Origin of the sequence: Pseudomonas sp. FeN3W, assembly GCA_030263805.2 — a bacterium.
Lineage (GTDB): Bacteria > Pseudomonadota > Gammaproteobacteria > Pseudomonadales > Pseudomonadaceae > Stutzerimonas > Stutzerimonas stutzeri_G.
The window spans coordinates 4240616-4257892 of record CP136010.1 but is presented as its reverse complement, the minus strand read 5'-3'; the positions used below and the strand labels follow the sequence as shown (position 1 = coordinate 4257892).

19 protein-coding genes are annotated in these 17277 nt (G+C 61.4%); all 19 read right to left on the bottom strand.

Annotation, left to right across the window (positions count from 1 at the left end):
* Positions 1–606: 606 nt before the first annotated feature.
* Positions 607–2103 (bottom strand): ribosome biogenesis GTPase Der, encoded by a 1497-nt coding sequence (der, locus tag P5704_020045; GenBank protein ID WOF78285.1) that lies wholly within the window; start codon positions 2101–2103, stop codon positions 607–609.
* A 102-nt stretch (positions 2104–2205) separates the two neighbouring features.
* Positions 2206–3354, bottom strand: a complete 1149-nt coding sequence (gene bamB / locus P5704_020040) for an outer membrane protein assembly factor BamB (GenBank protein WOF78284.1) — start codon at positions 3352–3354, stop codon at positions 2206–2208.
* Between the two features lie 3 nt (positions 3355–3357).
* Positions 3358–3999 carry a tetratricopeptide repeat protein gene (locus P5704_020035; GenBank protein ID WOF78283.1) on the bottom strand — a complete coding sequence of 214 codons (642 nt, stop codon included), beginning with the start codon at positions 3997–3999 and terminating at the stop codon, positions 3358–3360.
* Positions 4000–4026: 27 nt separating this feature from the next.
* Positions 4027–5316 (bottom strand): histidine--tRNA ligase, encoded by a 1290-nt coding sequence (hisS, locus tag P5704_020030; GenBank protein WOF78282.1) that lies wholly within the window; start codon positions 5314–5316, stop codon positions 4027–4029.
* Between the two features lie 16 nt (positions 5317–5332).
* Positions 5333–6445, bottom strand: coding sequence for a flavodoxin-dependent (E)-4-hydroxy-3-methylbut-2-enyl-diphosphate synthase (ispG, locus tag P5704_020025; GenBank protein ID WOF78281.1), 1113 nt, complete (start codon positions 6443–6445; stop codon positions 5333–5335).
* 7 nt (positions 6446–6452) lie between these two features.
* Positions 6453–7469 (bottom strand): RodZ family helix-turn-helix domain-containing protein, encoded by a 1017-nt coding sequence (locus P5704_020020; GenBank protein ID WOF78280.1) that lies wholly within the window; start codon positions 7467–7469, stop codon positions 6453–6455.
* A complete protein-coding gene (gene pilW, locus P5704_020015; protein ID WOF78279.1) occupies positions 7466–8224 on the bottom strand; it encodes a type IV pilus biogenesis/stability protein PilW in 759 nt (252 codons plus the stop codon). The genes P5704_020020 and pilW overlap by 4 nt, the downstream gene beginning before the upstream one ends.
* A gap of 11 nt (positions 8225–8235) precedes the next feature.
* On the bottom strand, positions 8236–9384 hold the full coding sequence (rlmN, locus tag P5704_020010) for a 23S rRNA (adenine(2503)-C(2))-methyltransferase RlmN (protein WOF78278.1): 1149 nt from the start codon (positions 9382–9384) through the stop codon (positions 8236–8238).
* 19 nt (positions 9385–9403) lie between these two features.
* Positions 9404–9835, bottom strand: coding sequence for a nucleoside-diphosphate kinase (gene ndk / locus P5704_020005; protein WOF78277.1), 432 nt, complete (start codon positions 9833–9835; stop codon positions 9404–9406).
* Positions 9836–10002: 167 nt separating this feature from the next.
* A complete protein-coding gene (iscX, locus tag P5704_020000; GenBank protein ID WOF78276.1) occupies positions 10003–10203 on the bottom strand; it encodes a Fe-S cluster assembly protein IscX in 201 nt (66 codons plus the stop codon).
* A gap of 11 nt (positions 10204–10214) precedes the next feature.
* Positions 10215–10553, bottom strand: coding sequence for an ISC system 2Fe-2S type ferredoxin (gene fdx, locus P5704_019995; protein ID WOF78275.1), 339 nt, complete (start codon positions 10551–10553; stop codon positions 10215–10217).
* Between the two features lie 5 nt (positions 10554–10558).
* Positions 10559–12421, bottom strand: coding sequence for a Fe-S protein assembly chaperone HscA (gene hscA, locus P5704_019990; protein WOF78274.1), 1863 nt, complete (start codon positions 12419–12421; stop codon positions 10559–10561).
* Between the two features lie 41 nt (positions 12422–12462).
* Positions 12463–12984 (bottom strand): co-chaperone HscB, encoded by a 522-nt coding sequence (hscB, locus tag P5704_019985; GenBank protein ID WOF78273.1) that lies wholly within the window; start codon positions 12982–12984, stop codon positions 12463–12465.
* A gap of 7 nt (positions 12985–12991) precedes the next feature.
* Positions 12992–13315: an iron-sulfur cluster assembly protein IscA gene (gene iscA, locus P5704_019980; GenBank protein ID WOF78272.1), complete on the bottom strand. Its 324-nt coding sequence runs from the start codon at positions 13313–13315 to the stop codon at positions 12992–12994.
* Positions 13316–13328: 13 nt separating this feature from the next.
* Positions 13329–13715: a Fe-S cluster assembly scaffold IscU gene (iscU, locus tag P5704_019975; protein WOF78271.1), complete on the bottom strand. Its 387-nt coding sequence runs from the start codon at positions 13713–13715 to the stop codon at positions 13329–13331.
* Positions 13716–13758: 43 nt separating this feature from the next.
* Complete coding sequence (locus P5704_019970; protein WOF78270.1) at positions 13759–14973, bottom strand: IscS subfamily cysteine desulfurase; 1215 nt, start codon at positions 14971–14973, stop codon at positions 13759–13761.
* Between the two features lie 31 nt (positions 14974–15004).
* A complete protein-coding gene (gene iscR / locus P5704_019965) occupies positions 15005–15496 on the bottom strand; it encodes a Fe-S cluster assembly transcriptional regulator IscR (GenBank protein ID WOF78269.1) in 492 nt (163 codons plus the stop codon).
* A 158-nt stretch (positions 15497–15654) separates the two neighbouring features.
* Positions 15655–16431, bottom strand: coding sequence for a serine O-acetyltransferase (gene cysE / locus P5704_019960; GenBank protein WOF78268.1), 777 nt, complete (start codon positions 16429–16431; stop codon positions 15655–15657).
* Positions 16431–17267, bottom strand: coding sequence for a tRNA (cytosine(32)/uridine(32)-2'-O)-methyltransferase TrmJ (gene trmJ / locus P5704_019955; protein ID WOF78267.1), 837 nt, complete (start codon positions 17265–17267; stop codon positions 16431–16433). The genes cysE and trmJ overlap by 1 nt, the downstream gene beginning before the upstream one ends.
* Positions 17268–17277: the final 10 nt, after the last annotated feature.

The following is a 17277-nucleotide window of genomic DNA, read 5'->3' as shown; positions in this document are numbered from 1 at the left end:
CTGTTACTCCGCTACGCTCCGTTTCGCTCCATCGCCTCTCCAGGGGTCGGCTTACAAGGGCCATCCATGGCCCTTTGAGCGGGGACGCCCAGTCCTTTCGCCGCATCCCTGCGGCTCAACCCCTTACGCGACGATTCCGCTCACCCTCCTGATGGGGCGTTTGGAGTCGCCTGATAGTTTGTGCATCGAGCAAAAAGCAATAATTCTCGATCTCCACGATCTTCCAGGCGACTCGGACTCCGTTCCCGTCAGGAGGCCGACTGGAGGTGTCGCGCAGGGGGACGCGAGGCATGGACGCCGAGCGAGGAACGAAGGGATAGGGACGTCCCTTCGTGACGGCCCCCGGAGCGGCACCGGAAGGAGGGAACCCCGGCGCAGCCGGGGCCGGATGCCGGGCGCGCTTTCTCTTTGGTTACTTTCTCTTTCGCGCGAGCAAAGAGAAAGTGACTCGGCCGGGGGCCGAAACCAGAAACATCAGCACACTCGGTAAGAGCCCTGATCTCCGAGGTACAAGGCTAAACGAGCTGGCAGCACCACCCAATCCTGCCAGTCCGGTGTCAGGCAACCCTGTCCTCCATAAAACGCGAAGAACCTTAACAGGGACGCTCAGCGCTTCTTGTCGCGGCGCTTCTTCTCGGCCTTCTTGTGGTGCGACATGAGGCGCCGCTTCTTGTTGACCTGGCGATCGGTGAGGGTGTTCTTTTTGCCTTCGTACGGGTTCTCGCCCCCCTTGTATTCGATGCGGATAGGCGTACCAACCAGCTTCAGAACACGCCGATAGGTGTTCTCCAGATAGCGCGTATACGATTTGGGGATCGAATCCACCTGGTTACCGTGAATTACGATCAAGGGCGGGTTGGCCCCCCCAAGGTGCGCATAACGGAGTTTGATCCGGCGACTGGCAACCATGGGTGGTGCATGCTCGCGCACCGCATCTTCTAGAATCTGCGTCAGACGGCTGGTCGGCCAACGGGTGATAGCGGACTTGAATGCAGCCTGTACCGACTTGTACAGATGGCCGACGCCCGTGCCGTGCTTGGCGGAGATGAAGTGGATGTCGGCGAAATCGACGAAGAACAGCCGGCGTTCCAGCTCGGTCTTCACGTAGTCCTTCTCGCCCGGCTCCATGCCGTCCCACTTGTTCAGCGCGATGACCAGCGCACGACCAGTCTCCAGCACGAAGCCCAGCAGGTTGAGGTCGTGCTCGACGACACCTTCGCGGGCATCCATGACGAAGATGACCACGTTGGCGTCCTGGATCGCCTGCAGCGTCTTGACCACCGAGAACTTTTCCACCGCCTCGAAGATCTTGCCGCGACGACGTACGCCGGCGGTGTCGATCAGGGTGTATTTCTCGTCGTCACGCTCGAAGGGGATGTAGATACTGTCGCGCGTGGTGCCCGCCTGGTCGTAGACGATGACCCGCTCTTCGCCGAGCATGCGGTTGACCAGCGTCGACTTGCCGACGTTGGGACGGCCGATGATGGCGATCTTGATGCCGTCTTTCTCGCTCGGACCGGGGATGCGCTTGGGCTCCTGCCCTTCGGCGACGATTTCCTCGCCCTCAACGGCGTCCGCACCGTCGGCGCCTTCGGCGTCCTCAGCGTTGTCCTTGGGGAAAATGCCCAGCGCCTCTTCGAGCATATGACTGATGCCGCGACCATGAGCGGCAGCGATCGGCAGCGCATCCCCCAGGCCCAGCGGGCTGAACTCGGCGCGGGCGATGTCCGGGTCGACGCTGTCGACCTTGTTCGCCACCAGGAAGCAGCGCTTGTTCCGCTTGCGCAGGTGCTCCCCGATCATCTGGTCTGCCGCGGTCATCCCGGCGCGGGCGTCGACCAGGAACAGAACGGCATCGGCCTCTTCGATGGCCTGCAGTGACTGCTCGGCCATCTTGGCGTCGATACCCTCCTCGTCACCGGAAATACCACCGGTGTCGATCACGATGTAGGTCCGCCCCTGCCACTTGGCCTCGCCGTACTGGCGGTCACGGGTCAGCCCGGCGTATTCGGCAACGATGGCGTCGCGGCTCTTGGTCAGACGGTTGAACAGGGTGGACTTGCCGACGTTCGGGCGGCCCACCAGGGCGATTACGGGAACCATGCGGCTCTCCACTGCGATATTTCAGAAAACACGAAGGCCGCTGCAAGGCAGCGGCCGAATATTCCTGGCTCCGCCAGGCGGAGCCGTGGGCACAACGTGCGGTCAGTCAGCCTGACGGATCGTCAGCGCCACCAGCTTGCCGTCGTTGCCAAAGGCATACAGCCAGTCGCCCTCGATCACCGGACGGGCACGGACGCCGGAGCTGTCGATACGCTCACGAGCGACGAAACGCCCATCGACCTGGCTCAGCAGGTGCAGATAGCCTTCGATGTCGCCCACCACAACATAGCTGGAAAACACCGCGGGAGCCGAGAGCTGACGACGTGCCAGGGACTCGTTGCGCCACAGGGCAGTCGTGGAGCGCTCATCGATACCTTCGACCGTACCGTCGGCGAGGCTCAGGTAAACGCTGCCGTAGCCAAGCGCAGCGCCCGAGTAGCTAGACGCATCGCGCTGCCAGAGGACACGGCCGCTTTCCAGTTCCAGCGCTGCGGCACGGCCCTGATAGCTGGTGACGTAGAGCGTGCCACCGGACAGCAGCAGACCGCCGTCGATGTCGACGACCCGCTCGAGCTCCGAACGTCCTTGCGGAATGGCGACGCGCTGCTCCCAGACCGGAAATCCGCGACGGGTATCCAGTGCGACCACCTTGCCGCTGGACAGACCGGCAATGGCCAGCTGATTGGTCAGCAACGGCGCGCCGGTACCGCGCAGCGTCAGCACCGCAGGCGAACTCTCATAGCTCCAGCGCTGCTCGCCGGTATCCATTTCCAGCGCGATCAACCGATCATCCTGGGTCTGCACCAGGACGATGTCGCCATTGACGGCTGGGGCGGCCAGCACTTCACTGCTGACCTGACTGCGCCAGCGCTCCTCGCCCGTGCTGACGTCCAACGCCAACACTTCACCGCGCAGGGTGCCGACCAGTACGAGGCCGTAGCCGGCGCCTACTCCGCCGGAAACCGGTGTTTCGAGCTTGTTCTTCCAGTTGACCTTGCCGGTCAGGCGATCCATGGATACCACCAACCCTTCGACATCGGCGGCGTAGATCTGGTCGCCATACACCGCCGGCGTCAATAGGTTGTAGGTCTCGCCCTGCCCCTCACCGATCGAACGACTCCACTCCTTCTTCAAGGAGATTTCCGCCTCGAACTTGGTCAGTTCCGCCGGCCCCGGTTCTTTAGTGTCCTTGCTGCTACAACCCGCGGCCAGAACGGCCAGGGTCAGCAATGCTGCAGTCTTCCAGCGCATCGTTTACGCCTCCCCTCGGGCCAGATCATCCAGCTTCATTTGCAGACCGCCGATGGCCGCATCCTGGGACAGCGACTCTTTGGCCGCGGTGTAGGCGGCATGCGCCTCATCGCGTCGACCAAGCTGCACCAGCAGATCGCCACGCAGTTCCTCGCGACTGGCTGCAAAGGCCTGATCAGCCTTGCCGTCCAGCAGCTTGAGCGCTTCATCTGCCTTGTCCTGGGCAGCCAGAACGCGCGCCAGGCGCTGACGAGCCAGCTCGTCCAGCGTCTTGTCGGCAGGCTTGTCGACGACGGCGCGAAGTTCGCTAGCCGCTTCGTCCAACCGCCCCGACTCGACTGCCACCTTGGCCACGAACAGGCTGCCGTACTGCGCATAATGCGTGCCGGCGAAATCTTTCTTCAGCAGATTGCCTAGTCGCGCAACTTCCGCCGCATCGGCTTCACCGCCTTCCAGCGCCGCGCCGAGCAGCTGCTGATAGATCACCGAGGCACTCTGCGCCTGGTTGACCTGATGGTTCTGCCAGAATTGCCAGCCAAACACCAACACCAGGGCGAGCACAGCCCCAAACAGAAGAGGCTTGCCGTTGCGCTGCCACCAGTCTTTGATCTGCGCCAGTGTTTCTTCTTCGGTACCCGAGGTCACGCTGTCACTCCTTTCATTCGCTTAGTCTCAGACCTGCTCGAGGCAGGCGGCCAGACGCTCGGGCAGAGCATCCCAGGCAATGCTTTGTTGCTCGCTGTCGTCGCGCAGCGGCTTGCAACCTACCACGCGCCCGGCCAGTTCGTCCTCACCCAGGATCAGCGCAAAGCGCGCACCGCTCTTGTCCGCTTTCTTGAACTGACTCTTGAAACTGCCGCCACCGGCGTTCACCAGCAGACGCAGCCCTGGCAGCTCATCGCGCAGGCGCTCGGCCAGAGCAAGTGCAGCCAACTCGGCAGGCTCACCGAAGGCGCAGATATAGGCGTGCGGTACCGGGTTCAGGGCGTCCGGCACCAGGCCAAGGGTTTCAAGCAGCAGCACCAGACGCTCGACGCCCATGGCGAAGCCGACACCCGGGGTAGGCTTGCCGCCAAACTGGCTGATCAGGCCATCGTAACGTCCGCCAGCGCAGACGGTGCCCTGCGCGCCCAGTTTGTCGGTAACCCACTCGAAGACCGTGCGACCGTAGTAATCCAGGCCGCGGACCAGCTTCGGGTTGATTTCGTAGGCGATGCCGACCGCATCGAGACGCGCCTTCAAGCCTTCGAAATGCATGCGCGACTCTTCGTCGAGGTAGTCATGCAACGTCGGCGCATCGGCCAGCAGCGCTTGGGTCTGGGCATTCTTGCTGTCGAGGATGCGCAGCGGGTTGGTGGTCAGACGCCGCTGGCTGTCCTCGTCGAGCTGATCGAAACGCTGCTGCAGGTAGGCCACCAGCGCATCGCGGTAGCGCGCACGTGCTTCGCTGGAACCCAGGCTGTTGAGCTGCAGCGTCACCGCGTCGGCCAAACCGAGTTGCTTCCACAGACGCGCGGTCAGCACGATCAGCTCGGCGTCGACATCAGGTCCGGGCTGGTTGAAAACTTCCACGCCGATCTGGTGGAACTGCCGATAGCGGCCCTTCTGCGGCTTCTCATAACGGAACATCGGCCCGGTGTACCAGAGCTTCTGCACTTGGCCGCCGCCGGTCATGCCATGCTCGAGCACGGCGCGCACGCAGCCGGCAGTGCCTTCAGGACGTAGGGTCAGCGACTCTTCGTTACGATCGAGGAAGGTATACATCTCCTTGTCGACCACGTCGGTGCCTTCACCAATGCCGCGGGCGAACAGATCGGTGAACTCCAGGATAGGCAGGCGAATCTCGCTGTAGCCGTAGCTGTCGAGCAGCTGCGCGAAGGTGCTTTCCAGATAACGCCAGATCGGGGTCTGCGCAGGCAGGATGTCGTTCATGCCACGAATGGCTTGCAGGGACTTGCTCAATGGGATTCCTTAAAGATCAGCTGCGCGCGATGACCGCCGCGTCGGCCGCGAGCTTCTCGGCGGCCTTGCGTCGGATGAGCTGCTCGAGCTCATCGACGAGATTTTCGTTGTTCAGTTTCTGCGCCGGCTTGCCGTCGATGTAGACCAGGTTGTTAGGGCTGCCACCGGTCAACCCGACATGGGCCTCCTTCGCCTCTCCCGGACCGTTCACCACGCAACCGATCACGGCAACGTCCATCGGTACCAGCAGGTCTTCCACACGGGTTTCCAGCTCATTCATGGTCTTGACCACATCGAAGTTCTGCCGCGAACAACTCGGGCAGGCGATGAAGTTGATACCGCGTGAACGCAGACGCAGAGACTTGAGGATATCGAAGCCGACCTTGATTTCCTCGACAGGATCAGCCGCCAGCGACACGCGAATGGTGTCACCGATGCCTTCGGCCAGCAGCATGCCCAGCCCGACCGCGGACTTCACGGTGCCGGAACGCAGCCCCCCTGCCTCGGTAATCCCCAGGTGCAGCGGCTGTTCGATCTGCCCGGCCAGCAGTCGATAGGCCTCGACTGCCATGAACACGTCGGACGCCTTGACGCTGACCTTGAAGTCCTGGAAGTCCAGACGGTCGAGATGATCCACGTGACGCAGGGCGGATTCCACCAGCGCCTGCGGCGTCGGTTCGCCGTACTTCTTCTGCAGATCCTTTTCCAGCGAACCGGCATTCACCCCGATACGGATCGGGATGCCCTTGTCGCGCGCCGCATCGACCACCGCGCGCACGCGATCTTCGCGACCGATATTGCCCGGATTGATCCGCAGGCAATCGACGCCCAGCTCGGCCACGCGCAAGGCGATCTGATAATCGAAATGGATGTCGGCCACCAGCGGCAGCTGCACCAGCTGCTTGATGCGGCCAAAGGCCTCGGCAGCCTCCATGGAAGGCACTGAAACCCTGACGATATCGGCACCGGCATTGGCCAGGCGCTGGATCTGCGCGACCGTCGCCTCGACATCACAGGTCTCGGTGTTGGTCATGCTCTGTACGGAAATCGGCGCATCGCCACCGACCGGCACGTTGCCCACCCAGATCTTGCGGGATTGGCGACGCTTGATAGGAGATTCGGAATGCATGGTCAGCTTACTGTCCGAGCTTGAGGCGCGCTGTTTCGCCGCGCATATGAGAGGCGAGGTTTACAGCTTCGCCGTTGTAACTGAGTCGGGCGCCGCGAGCGTAGCCCAGATGTACGTCCAAGGGTGCCTTGCCACTGACCGTCCTGCTGGTCCCGGCCTTGGCCAACGCGCTGAACAGTACACGTCCGTCGGCATCACTGACCCGCGTCCAGCAGTCGGCAGTGAAGCTCAGTTCCAGCTGTGCCTCACCGGCAACTGGAGGCACCGTGTCGTTCGAAGCACTCGTGGGCGCCGGGGAGGCGGTCGCGGCCGGCGCGTCAGCGCTTTGCGCGGGGCCGTCAGGCAGCGTCAGCGGCAGAGACTGCGCGGCCTCGGCCGCCGGTTCGCTGATCCTACCCGGCTCCTCAGTGGTGACTGGAGCCTGTTGCGCAGACTCGATCGTTTCACTCTCGTTCGAATCGGCTAGCGGTGATGTTTGCTCGGCCGGCTGTTCGCTTTGCTGCTCGGCAACCTCGTCAGCGCGATCAAGCAGATGGATCTCGGTGGTTCCATCCGCGCCTTCCACCTCGATTCGTTCCAGCGCCGAAACCGGTGGCGTCGTGGCCTCTCGTGCCATGCGTTCCTGCCACCAATACCAGGCGACTGCAGCCAGGAGCAGCAGCAAAACAAAGCCGAAGAAACGCATGAAGCTTCGCGACAGACGGCCGGGTTCTTCGATGCGCCCCAGGCTGTTGACGCTGCTTCCGGAAGCGTTGGTACCGGTGTGCAGGTCGAATTCCTGAACCAGGCGATTCTGATCCAGCCCGAGCAACTTGGCGTAGGCTCGAACGTAACCTCGGGCAAAGGTGTGCCCTGGCAACTGGCTGAAATCGCCAGCCTCGATGCGGGCCAGCGAACGCTCGGTGAGATTCAGCTGCTGCGCAACTGCAGAGAGCGGCCAGCCCTTGTCTTCGCGAGCCTTACGCAGCGTCTCGCCAGGATTGTTGCCCATCGGTGCAGCGGATTCTGGGTGCGGCGCGGTCATCGTTGCTCCGAAAGATATTGCTTGTATTCATCCGTACCGGGATACAGCCGCCTCAGCTGCAGCGCGAGGCTTGCAGCAGTGTCGCGGTCCTGATGGATGTTGGCCAGACGGATACCGAGCAGCAGACTCCTTGCGTTCTGCTCGGCCAGCTGGCTGAAGCTATCGTAGTAACGCTTGGCTGGAACGTATTGCTTGTCCTCGAAGGCCATGAGCGCAAGTTCGAGCAATGCGCGGGGCTGACGACTGTCGAGGCGCAGCGAGCGGGTGAAATGGAGCTCGGCCTCTTCGCGCTGGCCCAACTGCAGTGCAGTCATGCCCAGATTCTGAAAGACCCGCGCCCGCTCGGGATACATGTTGTCTTCGGAAGCCTGACGGAAACGCTCCATGGCTTCGGGATAGCGCTTCTGTTCGAACAGAAAGCTGCCGTAGTTGTTGAGTATGCGGGCGTCCTTGCGACCGGACAGCGCTTCACGGTAGTGCTTGTCGGCCAGGTCGTTTTCCATTTCGGTCTGGAACACCAGCGCCAGGGCGGCGTGTGCATCGGCGCTGTTCGGATCGATTTCGAGGGCCTTGCGCAGCGGCGTCTTGGCGCGCGCGGCTGCGCCCTGCTGCAGGTAACCGATCCCCAATTGAATATAGGCGTCGCGGGCCTGCTGGCGACCTTCATCGGTTTTCAGCGGATCGGTGGATCCAGAAGACACACAACCGGCCAACAGGCCGGTCAGTAGAAGCAGCAGCGCAGCGCGCAAAATCATCAGCATCCCCCTCAGGATCGGTTCGAAGCAGTTTGCGCCGCACCTGGCTCGCTCTGTAGCTCACGCACAGCGATGTATCTCTCGCTTCGACGCGTCCGATCCAGCACCTGGCCGACGAGCTGACCGCAAGCCGCGTCGATGTCTTCGCCGCGGGTGGTACGCACCGTTACATTGTGCCCACCTTTGTGCAGGATGTCCTGAAAACGGCGGATGGCATTGTTGCTCGGCCGCTCATATCCGGAATGAGGGAACGGATTGAACGGGATCAGGTTGATCTTGCACGGAATATCCGCCAGTAGCGCGATCATCTGCTCGGCATGCTCGGGCTGATCGTTGATGCCCTTGAGCAGCGTGTACTCGATGGTCAGCACGCGCTTCTCGCCGAGTCTTGAGATATAGCCTTTGCATGCCGCCAGCAGCATCTCCAACGGGTACTTCTTGTTGATCGGCACCAACTGATCGCGCAACGCATCGTTGGGTGCGTGCAGCGACAATGCCAGAGAAACGTCGATGACCTTGGCCAGCTCGTCGATCATCGGCACGACACCGGACGTCGAGAGCGTCACCTTGCGCTTGGAGATTCCGTAACCGAGATCATCCATCATGATCTGCATGGCGGCGACGACGTTGTCGAAATTCAGTAACGGCTCGCCCATCCCCATCATCACCACGTTGGTGATCGCGCGATCGATTTTCGCCGGAATGGAGCCGAATGATTTGTTGGCAATCCAGACCTGACCGATTACCTCGGCCGCTGTCAGGTTGCTGTTGAAGCCTTGTTTGCCGGTGGAGCAGAAACTGCAATCCAGCGCACAGCCGGCCTGCGAGGACACGCACAGCGTTCCACGCCCGCCCTGCGGGATGTACACGGTTTCCACACAGCTGCCCGAGGCGACACGCACGACCCACTTGCGGGTGCCGTCACTGGAGATGTCTTCACTGACGACCTCCGGGCCACGAATCTCGGCACAGGCCTTGAGCTTTTCGCGCAAGGCCTTGCCGAGATTGCTCATGGCGTCGAAATCATCGACACCAAAATGGTGAATCCACTTCATCACCTGACCGGCGCGAAAACGCTTCTCCCCGATGGACTCGAAGAAGCTCTCCAGTTGCGACTGGGTAAGCCCGAGCAGATTCACTTTACCGGTCGTGGCAATCATCGAATTCACCTTCGCTCAATCAGCGAATGCGTGCGCACACTTCGGTGGCAGCGAAGAAGTAAGCGATTTCACGGGCAGCGGAGGCTTCCGAATCGGAACCGTGCACGGCGTTCTCGTCGATGGAAACGGCGAAATCGGCGCGGATAGTGCCGGCAGCCGCTTCTTTCGGGTTGGTGGCGCCCATCAGCTCACGGTTCTTGGCAATGGCGTCTTCGCCTTCCAGAACCTGAACGATGACCGGGCCGGAAGTCATGAAAGCAACCAGGTCCTTGAAGAAGCCACGCTCGCTATGCTCGGCGTAGAAGCCAGCCGCTTCGCGCTCGGACAGCTGAACCATCTTGGAAGCGACGACGCGCAGGCCGGCCTTCTCGAAACGGGTGGTGATTTCGCCGATGACGTTCTTGGCTACAGCGTCAGGCTTGATGATGGAGAAGGTGCGTTGCAGGGCCATGTAGGACTCCAAAACTGATGGGTTAAAGCGAACGAGTAAACCCGCGGATTATACGCGGGTTCATGTCAAAAAACATAAGGGTAGAGGCTAGAAGCCCGGATGATGCCGGGGACCGCCGAACGGTCCCGACATGCCTAACCAGCGGAAAACGAAAACTTCGAAACCGCTTATTCGGCCTCTTCGATCCAGGCCGCCTGGATGGCTTCGAGCACTTTCTCGCCGCCCCGGCCGGGCTCATCGGCGAAGCCCGGCAGCTCTACCACCCAGCGATGTAGATCGAGGAAATTCACATAGCGCGGATCCACATCGGTCTTGCGCTCGGCCAGCTCGATGGCGATTTCCTGCACGTCACTCCATTTCAACTGCATGACGCCTACCCTCAATGCCCTTCGGAAACCTGATTGATCGTGTACTTCGGTATTTCCACGACGAGATCGGCATCAGCTACCACCGCCTGGCAGGACAGCCGGGAATTGGGCTCAAGCCCCCACGCCTTGTCGAGCATGTCGTCCTCCAGCTCATCGGACGCTTCCAGTGACTGAAAACCTTCGCGAACCACGACGTGGCAGGTGGTGCAGGCACAGGATTTTTCGCATGCATGCTCGATGTCGATGCCATTGCGCAGCGCGGCGTCCAGCACCGTCTCGCCGGTCTGCGCCTCGATAACGGCGCCTTCCGGGCAATGGTCGGCATTGGGCAGGAAAATGATCTGCGGCATCTGGGTCAATCCTCGATATCGTTTAGCCGCCGCCCGGCCAACGCGGCCTTGACGGTGGAATCCAGCCGGCGCGCAGCAAAGGCGTCGGTGATCTGGCTCAGGCGTTTGGTCTGGCGCTCGATGGCCAGCGCATCCTGGCTGTCCAGCAATCCGCGCAACTCGGCGACCTGGGAGTCGATCGCCACACGCTCTTCAGCGGACAGCAAGCGCTCGCCATCGGCGACCAACGCAGCCTCGACCGCCTCGAGCAGGCGCTGGGCATCAACCAGCTGCTCACGCAACGCCCGGGCGTCACGGTCCTCGTCCGCCTTGCGGAAAGAATCCTCCAGCATTCTGGCGATTTCGCCATCGGTGAGGCCATAAGAAGGCTTGACCTGAATACTCGCCTCGACGCCGGAGGCCAACTCACGCGCGGACACACTGAGCAAACCATCAGCATCGACCTGGAAAGTGACGCGGATCTTTGCCGCCCCGGCGACCATCGGCGGAATACCGCGCAGCTCGAAGCGAGCCAGCGAACGGCAGTCGGAGATCAGCTCACGCTCGCCCTGCAGCACATGAATCATCATGGCGGACTGGCCGTCTTTGTACGTGGTGAAGTCCTGCGCACGCGCTACCGGAATCGTAGTGTTGCGCGGAATGATCTTCTCCATCAGCCCGCCCATGGTCTCCAGCCCGAGAGACAGCGGGATCACATCGAGCAGCAGCAGCTCTTCACCATCACGATTGTTGCCGGCCAAGGTCTCAGCCTGAACCGCCGCACCAATCGCTACGACCTCGTCAGGGTCGATGTCGGTCAGCGGCTCGCGCCCGAACAGCTGCCCAACTGCCGAGCGCACTCGCGGCACTCGGGTCGAACCACCAACCATGACCACGGCGGTAATCTCCTCAAGCTCCACACCCGAGTCGCGCACGGCACGCCGGCACGACTTGAGACTGCGCGCAATCATCGGCTCGATCAGCGCATCGAAGGTCTCGCGCTGCAGCTCGCCCGACCAGCCGGCATACGCAACCTCCACCGCATCCACATCACTGAGACGCTCCTTGGCATCACAGGCAATCTTCAGCAACTCACGCTGCGCGCCCGGTTCGAGATCGCCGGAAACACCTGCACGTTCGAGAATCCAGTCCGCTACCGCATGATCGAAATCATCACCACCCAGAGCCGTGTCGCCGCCAGTGGCCAACACCTCGAAAACGCCCTTGGTCAGGCGAAGAATCGAAATATCGAAGGTCCCGCCACCCAGATCGTAGATCGCGACGACGCCTTCGGCCTGACGATCCAGACCATAGGCGACAGCGGCAGCGGTCGGCTCGTTGAGCAGGCGCAGCACGCTGAGCCCGGCAAGCCGTGCGGCGTCCTTGGTCGCCTGACGCTGGGCATCGTCGAAATAGGCCGGAACGGTAATCACCGCACCGACCAGCTCGCCGCCCAGAGTCGCCTCGGCACGCTGACGGAGTGCGCGCAGGATTTCAGCCGAGACCTCCACGGGGCTCTTGGCGCCCTGCACCGTCTCGATGAACGGCATCTGTGACTCCGCCTGACGGAAGCGGTACGGCAGCTGGTCACCCAACTGCTTCACATCGGCCAGCCCGCGACCCATCAGCCGCTTGACCGAACTGATGGTGTTGAACGGATCGGTGGCTGCGGCAAGCCTGGCTTGCGCGCCCACCTCAATGCGTTCAGCGTGATAGCGCACCACCGAGGGCAGAATCACCTGCCCATCGGCGTCGGCCAACGGCGCAGTGACACCACTGCGCAGGGCAGCTACGAGGGAGTTGGTGGTCCCCAGGTCTATTCCGACAGCCAGGCGCCGCTGATGGGGCTGCGGGGTTTGTCCGGGCTCGGCAATCTGAAGTAAGGCCATGTCTGTCTGATATCGGGCGCAACGCCGGGCGCTGCGCGGGGTTAATCGTCGAGGCGCTCTTCGAGTTGGCGCACTTCCTGGGTCAGCTTGTCGAGAAACTGCATGCGTCGAACCAGGCGCTCGGCGTCGGCACGCCGCTCAGAATCCTGCCAGATCCGGGCGAAATCATCGTTCAAGCCCTGCTGCGCCTGCTTCAAGCGCGACTTGAACGCCGCCACACCATCCAGATCGGCCTGTTCGTGGAGCTCTTCGAGCTCCTCGCGCCAATGCATCTGCTGCATGAGGAAGGCGGGATCCTGAACAGTCGCTTCCAGCGGAACCTCATGCCCCTCGATGGCCAGCAGATACCTTGCCCGGCGACTCGGGCTCTTGAGCGTCTGGTAGGCCTCATTGAGGTTGGCGGAGCGTTCAAGGGCCTGACGCTGCTCGCTTTCGCCAGCGTCGGCAAAGCGATCAGGGTGAACCTGGCGAGCAAGCTCTCGGTAACGATCGGCGAGATGCGCGAGATCAAGTTCGAACTCGGGCTTCAACTCGAACAATGCAAAATGACAGGGAGTACCCACGGCGTCCTCAGATATTGAAGCTCTCGCCGCAGCCACACTCGCCACGAACGTTCGGATTGTTGAACTTGAAGCCCTCATTGAGCCCTTCGCGAACGAAGTCCAGCTCGGTGCCGTCTAGGTAGACCAAGCTCTTGGGATCGATGATCACCTTGACCCCATGACTCTCGAACACCGAATCCTCGGCTGCCGTCTCGTCAACGAACTCCAGGACGTACGCCAGGCCGGAGCAGCCGGTCGTACGAACCCCGAGTCGCACACCTACACCCTTGCCTCGCCCATCCAGCGAACGGCGGACGTGCTGGGCTGCAGCGGGCGTCATGGTGATAGCCATCGCAACCTCCCTTTTAAAGCAGACCTTTCTTTTCGCGGTAGTCACGCACGGCCGCTTTGATCGCGTCTTCGGCGAGCACGGAGCAGTGAATCTTCACCGGCGGCAGCGCCAGCTCTTCGGCCAGTTGCGTGTTCTTGATGGTTTCCGCTTCTTCCAGGGTCTTGCCCTTCATCCACTCGGTGGCAAGCGAGCTGGAGGCGATGGCGGAACCGCAACCATAGGTCTTGAACTTGGCATCTTCGATGACACCCTGCTCATTGACCTTGATCTGCAAACGCATCACGTCGCCACATGCTGGCGCGCCTACCATGCCGGTACCGATGCTTGGGTCTGCAGCGTCGAACTTGCCGACGTTGCGCGGGTTTTCGTAGTGGTCGATGACCTTATCGCTGTATGCCATGGTGCAATCCTCTTAGATCAGGCTATGCGGCGTTTGACGCCGGTCAGTGGGCTTGCCACTCGACCTTGGAAATGTCGACGCCGTCTTTGAACATGTCCCACAGGGGCGAAAGCTCGCGCAGCTTGGTGACGGCCTCGCATACCTTCTGCGCTGCGTAGTCGATTTCCTCTTCGGTAGTGAACCGGCCGAAGGTGAATCGGATGGAGCTATGCGCCAATTCGTCGTTACGCCCCAGGGCACGCAGCACGTAGGAAGGCTCCAGCGAAGCGGACGTACAGGCGGAGCCAGACGATACCGCCAGATCCTTGAGCGCCATGATCAGCGACTCGCCCTCGACGTAATTGAAGCTGAGGTTGAGATTGTGCGGTACGCGAGCGGTCAGGCTGCCGTTCACATAAAGCTCTTCGAGATGCTCCACCTGCTTGTAGAAGCGATCACGCAGGGAGCGGACGCGCTCGTTCTCCTGAGCCATTTCGTCTTTCGCGATACGAAAGGCCTCACCCATGCCGACCAGCTGGTGCGTAGCCAGGGTGCCGGAACGCATACCACGCTCATGACCACCGCCATGCATCTGCGCCTCAAGGCGGACGCGAGGCTTACGGCGAACATACAGCGCACCCACGCCCTTCGGCCCATAGGTCTTGTGCGCGGAGAAGGACATCAGATCGACCTTCATCTTCTCCAGATCGATTTCTACCTTGCCGGTCGACTGCGCCGCATCGACATGAAAGAGAATGCCGCGAGAGCGGGTCAGCTCGCCGATGGCGGTAATGTCATTGATGGTGCCGATCTCGTTGTTCACATGCATCACCGACACAAGAATGGTGTCGTCGCGCAGCGCAGCCTCGACCATCGCCGGAGTGACGATGCCATCTTCACCCGGTTCCAGATACGTGACTTCGAAACCTTCGCGCTCAAGCTGGCGAGTGGTATCCAGTACCGCCTTGTGCTCGATCTTGGTGGTGACGATGTGCTTGCCCTTGGACGCATAGAAATGTGCGACGCCCTTGATGGCCAGGTTGTCCGACTCGGTTGCACCGGATGTCCAGACGATTTCACGGGGATCGGCGTTGACCAGCTCAGCAACCTGGCGGCGAGCATTCTCCACCGCTTCCTCGGCCTTCCAGCCAAAGGCATGAGAGCGCGACGCCGGATTGCCGAAGTTGCCTTCGTTGGTAAGGCACTCGATCATCTTGGCGGCAACACGCGAATCCACAGGAGTGGTCGCAGAGTAGTCCAGGTAAATCGGCAATTTCATTCAGATATCTCCTATCAGGCAGTCGCCCTGCTCATTCGATGGCGGACGTTTCTATCTTGTCCATCTGCGGCGAAGTGCCGCCAGCCTTGCGCATGTCCTGGCGCAGGGCGACCTGCTGCACGTCCTGGCGCTTGACCAGATCGGCCAGGCTGATGCCGCTGAGGAATTCATGAATCTGCTGACTGAGGTCACACCATAGATGATGAGTCAGGCAGGTATCACCAGAGTGGCACCCGCCCAGACCTTGGCAGCGCGTAGCATCGACCGACTCGTTCACAGCATCGATGACCTGGGCGACCTGAATGCCGGCCATGTCGCGAGAAAGCTGATAACCGCCGCCAGGCCCTCGCACGCTGGTCACCAGGCTGCCGCGGCGCAGCTTCGCGAAAAGCTGCTCGAGATAGGAAAGGGAAATACCCTGCCGCTCGGAAATATCGGCCAGGGAGACCGGCCCATGCTGCGCATGCAGCGCCAGATCAAGCATGGCGGTCACGGCATAGCGGCCTTTGGTGGTTAATCGCATCGGTCTGCACCAAGCATTACGGTTTGGCGCAATTATGCAATTCCCGAGTATTTGAGTCAACTATAAGACCTATTAATTCAGTAGGTCTTTAGTCTGGAGCCGCACCTGGCCGCAGGCAGCGGGCGGGCATGATACCAGCTGCTGCCAGCCCGCGCACTTCAGCTGCGAGCATCGCCAGCGTCGGACTTCACCTCAACGAAGTCTTCTTCCCGCAGCTCCGGCAGTTCCTTGGCGCAATAATCACTGCCTAACGCCTTGAGGGCGCCACACATACCCTCCAGGCGCTCCTCTACGGCCTGGACATGATCCAGCAGCTGTCCAATGGCTCGCGCGACAGGATCGGGCATGTCCTCGCTGACGCCATAGGCATCGAAACCGATCTTCTCGGCAATGGCCTTGCGCTTGGCTTCCTGCTCATCACTGGATTTGACGATCACCCGCCCCGGAATCCCCACTGCCGTCGCACCCGGCGGCACTTCACGGGTAACTACGGCATTAGAGCCGATTTTCGCGCCCGCCCCGACGGTGAACGGCCCTAGTATCTTCGCGCCCGCCCCGACGATTACACCATCTTCAAGCGTGGGATGGCGCTTGCCCTTGTTCCAGCTGGTGCCGCCCAGCGTGACGCCGTGGTAGAGCGTCACGTCATCGCCGATTTCAGCGGTCTCGCCGATGACGATGCCCATTCCGTGATCAATGAAGAAGCGGCGACCGACCTTCGCCCCCGGATGGATCTCGATGCCCGTCAGCCAGCGCCCCAGGTTCGAGGACATGCGCGCCAGCCATTTCCAGCCGAACCCCCACAGCCAGTGCGACAACCGATGAATCCAGATGGCATGAAGCCCGGGATAGCAGGTCAGCACCTCGAACGCATTACGGGCCGCCGGATCGCGATGAAAAACGCCCTGAATGTCTTCGCGCATGCGTTCGAACATCAATCACTTCTCCGCTTGTGAGGCTCGCCGCGGGCAGCCTTCTGTGTCTCGGTGAGAATACCGCGCAGGATATTCATTTCCAGCTTGCTGATACCGCTGCGCCCGTAGAGACGACGCAACCGAGGCATCAGATGCCTGGGCTTGGCCGGATCGAGAAAGCCGATATCCACCAGGGTCTGCTCAAGATGACCGAAGTAATTCTCCAGCTCATCGACGGTCACGGGCTGAGCATCCAGCATCGCCGTGGTTTCCAGTTTTTCGACCTTGGTTGGCCGCCCCTCGGCAGCCAACCAGGCCATGCGCACCTCGTAGGTAAGCACCTGCACGGCCGCGGCGAGATTCAGTGAGCTGAACTGCGGATCAGACGGGATATGGACGTGGTACTGACAGCGCTGCAACTCCTCATTGGTCAGCCCTGCGTACTCACGACCGAATACCAGTGCAACTTCGCCGCCCCCGGCAGACTGTTCCACGGAAACGGAAGCGCACTCCCGAGGGTCGAGCAACGGCCAGGGAATGCGCCGGTCACGGGCGCTGGTTCCGAGCACCAGGCTGCACCCAGCCAGTGCCTCCTCCAGCGTTGCGACGACCTGTGCACTATCGAGAATGTCGGTTGCGCCGGATGCCCTGGCCACGGCATTGGGGCTCGGAAAATCCTCGGGATCGACCAAGACCAGGCGCGAAAGCCCCATATTCTTCATGGCGCGAGCCGCACCACCGATGTTGCCGGCATGACTGGTATTGACCAGCACGACACGAATGTTCTGCAGCGACACAATGATTCTCTGCTTGAAAGCGAGCGGAAAGCTTACAGGAAGCAGCTTCCGATCCGCCATCTGCCGCCCC